At 74.0% G+C, this 7546-nt stretch carries 8 protein-coding genes and 1 pseudogene; 7 read left to right on the top strand and 2 right to left on the bottom strand.

Going from position 1 to position 7546, the window contains the following annotated elements:
* Positions 1-181: pseudogene (locus tag E2C05_RS34350) on the top strand (response regulator); the annotation flags it as partial.
* Between the two features lie 133 nt (positions 182-314).
* Positions 315-1352, top strand: a complete 1038-nt coding sequence (locus tag E2C05_RS26080; protein ID WP_205083071.1) for a hypothetical protein — start codon at positions 315-317, stop codon at positions 1350-1352.
* Between the two features lie 155 nt (positions 1353-1507).
* Here E2C05_RS26080 and E2C05_RS26075 read toward each other — a convergent pair whose 3' ends face one another.
* Entirely contained in the window at positions 1508-2836 is a 1329-nt protein-coding gene (locus E2C05_RS26075) for an NAD(P)/FAD-dependent oxidoreductase (protein WP_200306114.1), read from the bottom strand.
* A 227-nt stretch (positions 2837-3063) separates the two neighbouring features.
* Here E2C05_RS26075 and E2C05_RS26070 point away from each other — a divergent pair, with 227 nt between their 5' ends.
* From E2C05_RS26070 to E2C05_RS26060, 3 genes are read left to right on the top strand one after another with little or no spacing between them, the layout of a single operon-like run.
* Positions 3064-3909, top strand: coding sequence for an FAS1-like dehydratase domain-containing protein (locus E2C05_RS26070; RefSeq protein WP_133222582.1), 846 nt, complete (start codon positions 3064-3066; stop codon positions 3907-3909).
* Positions 3909-5120 (top strand): CaiB/BaiF CoA transferase family protein, encoded by a 1212-nt coding sequence (locus E2C05_RS26065; RefSeq protein ID WP_133222581.1) that lies wholly within the window; start codon positions 3909-3911, stop codon positions 5118-5120. Before E2C05_RS26070 ends, E2C05_RS26065 begins: the two co-directional genes overlap by 1 nt.
* Positions 5117-5497, top strand: a complete 381-nt coding sequence (locus tag E2C05_RS26060; protein WP_133222580.1) for a YunG family protein — start codon at positions 5117-5119, stop codon at positions 5495-5497. Before E2C05_RS26065 ends, E2C05_RS26060 begins: the two co-directional genes overlap by 4 nt.
* 160 nt (positions 5498-5657) lie before the next feature.
* Here the strand turns inward: E2C05_RS26060 and E2C05_RS26055 are convergent, their stop codons facing one another.
* Entirely contained in the window at positions 5658-6635 is a 978-nt protein-coding gene (locus E2C05_RS26055; protein WP_158292374.1) for a Bug family tripartite tricarboxylate transporter substrate binding protein, read from the bottom strand.
* Positions 6636-6714: 79 nt separating this feature from the next.
* Here E2C05_RS26055 and tsaA point away from each other — a divergent pair, with 79 nt between their 5' ends.
* Positions 6715-7191 (top strand): tRNA (N6-threonylcarbamoyladenosine(37)-N6)-methyltransferase TrmO, encoded by a 477-nt coding sequence (gene tsaA, locus E2C05_RS26050; RefSeq protein WP_158292373.1) that lies wholly within the window; start codon positions 6715-6717, stop codon positions 7189-7191.
* Positions 7188-7546: hypothetical protein (locus E2C05_RS26045; protein ID WP_133222577.1), on the top strand; the 359-nt coding region annotated here is incomplete at its 3' end. The genes tsaA and E2C05_RS26045, both read left to right, overlap by 4 nt.

Below are 7546 nucleotides of genomic sequence, written 5' to 3'. Positions count from 1 at the left end.
GGCCCCGGCGCCGCCGCCGGCCCCGCCCCCCGCCGCGCCCGCGCCGGGCGGCGTGCTGCGTCCCCCGCCGGGCCTCGATCCCGGCATCCAGGCGCCGGCACCGGTGCCGGACCCTGGCACGACGCCGGTCATCCCGCCGCCGGGCATGCCGGGTGCCGACCGGCGGGTGGAGCCGCGCTGAGCGCCGCGCCGGCCGGCGCGGCCCGTCCGTCCCGCGCATACGCTTGCTTAACCCCCGGGATGAAACAACGGCGGATCGCAATCCGTCCGAAGCGTCCGGTCCCGGTGGTTCCATGAACGCAGCGTCCGACACCATGCCGTCCGAGACCCCGCCGGCCGGCCCGGACCAGGCGACGGACGAAGACCGCGTCGCCCGGCGCTGCGTGCTGCAGCACGCGGTCTTCAACCGGGTCGCCAATGTCTGCTTCCGCCGCTCCCCCACCGATGGGGAAGCGGTGATGGTCGTGCCCTTCGGCGACCGCGAAGCCTCGCTGCCGCTGCGGGGCGTGCAGAAGGAATTCGACATCCCCGACGACAGCGAGGACGGCCGGATGATCGGGCTGATCATCGAAAGCCTCGGCTACGTCACTGCGCTGCATCCCGGCGACCCGCTGCCGGCCGAGGTGGTGAACGGCCAGGCGAGCTGGACGCCCGGCGGCAACCACCAGCGCCGGGCGCAGGTGCGGCTGCGGGTCGCCTTGCTGGCCTGGCATGACGGCGACGCCGCCCGCCGCGCCATGCGGGACATCGAGAGCGGTGGGCGGCTCGACACCGACCCCGAGCTGAAGACCGCCTTCCAGAATGCTGGCCGCAAGGCAATGGTCGAGCTGGGCTGCGCCAGCCCGGAGGAGGTGATGCAGCGGGTGGACGGGCTGGCGTCCGACTTCGCCTATATCGAGGCGCTGCGCGACCGGCTGCTGGTCCGCATCCAGGCGCTGGTCCTGCGGGTCCGCCGCATCGCCGGCACGCTGCACCGGTCGGACTCCGTCCGCTCCGACGCCGTCGCTCGCATCGTCAAGATGGCCGGCACCTCGCTCGAGGAGCTGGGCGCCCGCTTCGACAAGGTCGATGAGGTCTGCCGCGACATCATCGCCCTGCTGCGGGAACCCGAATTGCGGCTGGCCTTCGTGCATGAGAGCCGCGACCTGCTGTACCGCAACCTGCTGGGCTGGGATTCGATCCTGAACCAGTGGGACGAGGCGGACGAGGACGAGGACGGCCCCTTCTGGCAGGTCGTCGCCAACACCTATCAATTCCTGGCGCGGCGCTACCTGCCGGCAACCGAATGGCCGTCCTTCACCAACCTCCGCGGCTCCCTGTCGAAAAGCAACCGCAACATCATGCGCTGGTAGCCGGGGCCGGGCGCATCAGGCCAGCGGCAGGAATGCACCATCGAAGCCGGGCGCCCGGACGGGCGCCGTGGCCCATGCGTCTAGCCTAGGCCTTCGGCGCAAGCGACCCGGCGACCGTGGGACCGTCGATCAGCCAGGATCGACGGCCGCCCGCATCAGTGCAGCTTCACCCCGGACTCGAGCCGGGAGGTGAGCAGTCCCGCCATGGTCCGCCACAGCACGGGCGCCCGGCCATGCAGCGCCGTCTGGTGCATCTTGTAGAGCGAGCGGTACATCAGCCGGGCGAACAGCCCCTCGATGAACATGCTCTTGCCCACCAGGAAGCCCATCAGGCTGCCGACGGTGCTGTAGCGGCCCAGCGAGACCAGCGAGCCGAAATCCCGGTAGACGAACTGGGTCAGCGGCTGGCCGGCCAGCCGCCGCTCGATCTGGCCGATCATGTGGCTGGCCTGCTGGTGCGCCGCCTGGGCGCGCGGCGGGATGAAGCCCGGCGACCCGTCCGGCCGCGGGCAGGCGGCGCAGTCGCCGATCGCGAAGATGTCGGGGTCGCGCGTGACCTGCAGCGTGCGCTCGACCATCAGCTGGTTGGTGCGCGTGGTCTCCAGCCCGGCGATGTCGCGCAGCACCTCCGGCCCCTTCACCCCGGCGGCCCAGACCACCAGCTCGCCGGGCAGGAATTCGCCATCCGCCAGGCAGACGCCGTCCGCCTTCACCTCCGACACGCGCCGGCCGGTCAGCACCTCCACCCCCAGCCCGTGCAGCAGGTCGGTGGTGGCGACCGAGATGCGCTCCGGCAGGGCGGGCAGGATGCGCGGCGCCGCCTCCACCAGCCGGATGCGGATGTCGCGCTCCGGGTCGATGCGCGTCAGGCCATAGGCGACCACGGCGCGCACGGTGCGGTGCAGTTCCGCCGCCAGTTCGGTGCCGGTGGCGCCGGCGCCGATGATGCACACGTGCAGCTGGCCGGGCCGCACCGCCTCCTCCTGGCTGTTGGCGCGCAGGCAGGCATTCACCAGGCGGCGGTGGAAGCGGCTGGCCTGTTCCGGCGTTTCCAGCGGCACCGCATGCTGCGCCGCGCCGGGCGTGCCGAAGTCGTTCGTCACGCTGCCGATCGCGATCACCAGCGTGTCGTAGGGCACGCTGCTGGGCGGGGTGATCTGGCGGCCCTCGTCGTCCCGCGTCGCGCCCAGCAGCACCTGCTTCGCCTGCCGGTCCAGCCCCGTCATCTCCCCGAAGCGGTAGGTGAAATGGTGCCAATGCGCCTGGGCCAGGTAGTGCAGCTCATGCTGCGCCCGGTCCAGGCTGCCGGCGGCGACCGCATGCAGCAGCGGCTTCCAGAGATGCGTGCGCGCCTTCTCCACCAGCGTCACCTGGGCCGCGCCGGACCGGCCGAGCGTGTCGCCCAGCCGGGTGACCAGTTCCAGCCCGGCGGCGCCCCCGCCGACCACGACGATCCGGTGCGGTGCCGCGGCATGCTTCGCCATCCTCATCCCCCGCTCCGCTCGCTGTCCGCCCCGGCCTGGGACGGATCGCGGCACGGGATGCACGCCGCGCAACGCGACGCCGCCCCGTCCGCCTGCCCGTGCCGCGCCTTGGCGACGGGCGGCGAATTCCGCAGCCGCCAGAGTAGCGGCAGCGAAGGCGGCATTGCGAGCCTGGTTTGACACCGCCGGGGCAGGCCGGAGAATGGCCGGCACGGGGAGGGGATGCGATGGAGGATGCCGCGCTGCAGGCCTGGATCGGCCGCGAGGAGGTGGCGGAGGACGAGGCGAGCCCCGTGCTGCTGCGCCGCCTGGCGGCGCTGCTGGACCAGGACCCGGCCGGCATCCGCCGCGGCGCGGCGATGCCGGAAGGCTGGCATGTCGTGCTCTTCGGCCCGCTCGCCCGGCAATCCGCCCTGGGGCCGGACGGCCATCCGCTGCGCGGCGACTTCCTGCCGCCGGTGCCGCTGCCGCGCCGCATGTTCGCCGGCCGCCGCACCTGGTTCGAGGCGCCGGTGCCAATCGGCGCCGAGCTTCGCCGCACCTCCCGCATCGCGGCCATCGCGCCGAAGCAGGGCCGCAGCGGCGCCATGGTCTTCGTCACGGTGCGGCACGCCATCGCCTGCGGCGGCCGCGACTGCGTGGTCGAGGAACAGGACCTGGTCTTCCGCGCCGCGCCGCAGCCCGGCGCGGCCGCGCCCGAGCAGCCGCCGCCCTCGCTGCCTGCCGAGGCGGTGCGGCAGAGCTTCCGGCCCGACCCGGTGCTGCTGTTCCGCTATTCCGCGGTGACCAACAACGGCCACCGCATCCACTACGACGCCGACTATGCCCGGGCGGAGGAAGGCTACCCGGCGCTGGTGGTGAATGGCGGCATCACCACCACCCTGCTGACGGAGATGGCCAGGCGCCACCTGCCGGGCCCGCTGTGCAGCATCACCACGCGGGCCGGCCGGCCGTTGTTCCTCGGGCGGGAGGCGGTGCTGGCCTGCCATGTGGAGGCGCCGGGCCGCGCCCGGCTCTGGGCGCTGGACGACCAGGGACGGCTCGCCTTCGAATGCGTCGCGGAGGCCGGCTGATGCAAGGCGCCGCGCCGCGCGGGCCGCTCTCCGGCTTCCGCATCCTCGACCTCACCGCCGTGGTGGTCGGGCCGTCCTGCACCCTGACGCTCGCCGAGCAGGGCGCCGAGGTGATCAAGCTGGAGCCGCCGGAGGGCGACCTGCTGCGCAAGCTGGGCGGCCCCGCGCCCTCGCCCGACATGTCGCCGAAATTCATCCACTTCAACCGCGGCAAGCGCAGCATCGCCGTGGACCTGAAGACAGAAGCGGGGCGGGCGGTGCTGGCCCGGCTGGCGGAGCGCGCCGATGTCCTGGTCACCAACATGCGCGGCGGGGCGCTGGCCCGGCTCGGCATCACCTGGGATGCGCTGCGACCGCGCAACCCGCGCCTGGTCTTCTGCGTCATCGCCGGCTTCGGCAGCGCCGGCCGGCACCATGACAGCCCGGCCTACGACACCATCATCCAGGGCATGTCGGGCTTCGCCGCCGCGCTCGGCCGGGTGCTGGGGGAGCCGCGCTTCGCCCCCTTCGTGCTCTGCGACCACATCACCGGCATCATCGCCAGCCAGGCCATCACCGCCGCGCTGCTGATGCGCGAGCGGACCGGGGAGGGCCAGGCGATCGAGGTGCCGATGTACGAGAGCATGGCGCATTTCGTCCTGGCCGAGCACATGTTCCGCCGCACCTTCGACCCGGCCGGGCCGACCGGCGACCCGCGGGTGATGAACCCCGATGCCCGGCCGATCCCGACCGCGGACGGCTACATCGCCGTCTCCGCCAACACCGACGCGCAGGCCTTCGCCTTCTTCGAGGCCATCGGCCGGCCGGAGCTGAAGGACGACCCGCGCTTCAGCAGCGTCGGCGCGCGCTTCCGCAACGTCGAGGCCTATTTCACCCTGCGGGCCGAGGCGCTGCGCAGCCGCAGCACCGCCGAATGGGCCGCCGAGTTCCGCCGCCGCGAGATCCCGGCCATGCCCTTCCAGAGCATCGAGGCGATGCTGGAGGACCCGCATCTCTGGGAGAGCGGCCTGCTGCGGCGGGAGGTGCACCCGACCGAGGGGCCGATGACCGGCCTCGGCCGGCCGGTCCGCTTCTCCGCCGCCGGGCCGGACGAGCTGCCACTGGCGCCGCGGCTTTCGGCGCATGCGCGGGAGGTGCTGGCAGAGGCCGGCTACGGGGAGGCGGAGATCGCCGCGCTGCTCGGCAGGGCGGTGCTGCCGCCGCCGGCGTGACGCCGGGGAGGCTGCTCGCCGCCCTGCGGCTGGCCTGGTCGCCCGCGACCGGCAGCCTGTGGCGGCCGGAGGAACCGGCGCGCGGCCGGTGCGACGTGACAGCGCTGGTGGTGCAGGAATGGCTGGGCGGCGAGATCCTGAAGACCCCGCTGCCGGAAGGCCGGCATTTCCACAACCGCGTAGACCGGGCACGGCTGGACCTGACCGCCGGGCAATTCGCCGCGCCGATCGCCTATCGGGACCTGCCCTCCAGCTGCGCGGAGTCGCTGGCCGCCACCAGGCCTGGCCAGGTCGAGACCCTGCGCGCCCGGCTGCGCACGGCTGCGCACGGCGCTGGCGGCGGGCACGATGCGATGCACGGCGGCATCCGGAGATGACCGCAAGCCACCGCAACACGTTCCCGCCGTGCGGAGGCACGCTGCGCGGCCTGCACGTCCCACCGCCATCCGTCCCGCAGCGGCCTGGCTTCGACGATGAACGCGCGACCGCAGTCGCCTGGTGCGGTCGCGGCGGAGCCACGCCGCGCCGCGATCCGCGCTACTCCGGCGTGATCCCCGCCGTCGCGGCCACCTGCTTCCATTGCGGCACTTCCTGCCGCAGCCGCGCCGCCAGCGCCTCCGGCCCGGTCAGCAGCAGCGTGGCGCCGAGGCCGGCCATGCGCCGCGCCAGCGCGCTCTCCGGCGCGCGCAGCGCCGCCATCTCGCGCATCAGGGCGGCCACCGCCTCGGGCGGGGTCGCCCGGCCGCCGAGCAGGGCGAACCAGAACGGCACGGCGAAGCCCTGCACCAGCTCGGCGATCGCCGGCACCGCCGGCAGGGCCGGGCTGCGCGCCGCCGTCGTCACCGCCAGCGGCCGGAGCTTGCCATCGGCGAGCTGCGCCGAGGGGATGGAGGGATCGCCGGTCCAGAGGTCGATGTCGCCGGCCAGCAGCGCGGTCAGGGACTGCGTCACGCCGCGATAGGGCACATGCAGCAGCTCGATCCCCGCCCGGTGCATCAGCAGCGCCATGGACAGGTGGGTGGAGGAGCCGATGCCCGCCGATCCCACGCTGATCCGCCCCGGCCGCGCCCGCGCCGCCGCCAGCAGGGCGGCGAGGTCGGCGAAGGGCGCCTCCGCCCGGCAGGCCAGAAGCAGCGAGCTTTCCGAGATCAGCGTCACCGGCACCAGGTCGGCGAAGGGGTCGAAGCCCGGGTCCTTCATGATCGCCGGCAGGGTGGCGAAGGACGTGGTGGTGACGAGGAAGGTGTGGCCATCCGCCTCGCGCGCCACGAATTGCGTGCCCACCGCGCTGCCGGCGCCGGGCCGCGATTCGATCACCACCGGCTGGCCCAGGCGCTGCGACACGTGCTCGGCGATCAGCCGCGCCGGGACTTCCTGCGGGCCGCCCGGGGCGAAGGGGCTGATGAAGCGGATCGGCCGGCTGGGCCAGCCGCCCGCCGGCTGCGCCCGCACCACGGCCGGCGCCGCCGTCCCCAGCAGGCCGAGCGCGGCGCGCCGCGGGATCGCATGGGTCATCGTCATCCTCCCCGTTGCCGGAAGGATAGGCAGGAACCACATGCGGCGCGAAGCGGGGCCGGGGGACAGGGATCGGGGCATGGCGGCGCTGGCGGTGACCCCGATCGGCCATCTGGAGACGCCCTGGTCGACCCCGGGCGACTGCCCGCGCAATGGCCGCCAGCCCGACCCGGCACCGGAATGCCGCGCCGTGGTCGTCCCGGCCTTCCGGGACGGGCTGCTGGGGCTGGAAGGATTCAGTCACCTCATCCTGCTCTACTGGATGCATCGCGCGCCCACGCCGGCGCTGCGCTTCACCCCGCCCTTCGACCGGGAGGAAAGAGGCATCTTCGCCACCCGCGCCCCCTTCCGGCCCAACCCCGTGGCCCTGTCCGTCGTGCGCTTCCACGGCTTCGCCGCGCCGGGGGTGCTGCGGGTGACGAATCTCGACTGCGCCAGCGGCACGCCGCTGCTGGACATCAAGCCCTACCTGCCGACCACGGATGCCGAGCCGGAGGCGAGCCTCGGCTGGCTGGCACCGCACGCGACGCCACGCGTGAAAGGGAGCGCCGGTTGAGCGCCGACGGCGGAACCGCCGGGCGGCCGGCGCGCTGGGCGCGGATGACCCTGGCCCGCGCCCTCGCACGGCATCTTGCCGTCGGCTTCATCGCCGCCACCGTCTTCGTCCTGGCCCTGCTGCAGGCCGATCCCGGCGGCCTCGGCGGGCTGCTGCAGCCGGCGCGCTCCGGCGCCATGCCGCTGGCGCTGCTCTGGCTGTTCACAGGGCTGACCTTCACCGGCGGGCAATTCGCCCTGGCGCCCTTCCTGCCGGAGGACGAGGAGCGCGGCGGCGGCGGCCTCTCGGCCAGCCCCGGGGCGGCTCTGCGGCTGGCCCGCGTGCCCGCCCTGGCCCGCGCCGCCCGCCCGCGCCA

Origin of the sequence: Paracraurococcus ruber (assembly GCF_004353985.1) — a bacterium.
Taxonomy (GTDB): Bacteria; Pseudomonadota; Alphaproteobacteria; order Acetobacterales; family Acetobacteraceae; genus Paracraurococcus; species Paracraurococcus ruber.
The sequence above is the reverse complement of the archived record's forward strand: the minus strand, read 5'-3'. Positions and strand labels throughout refer to the sequence as shown.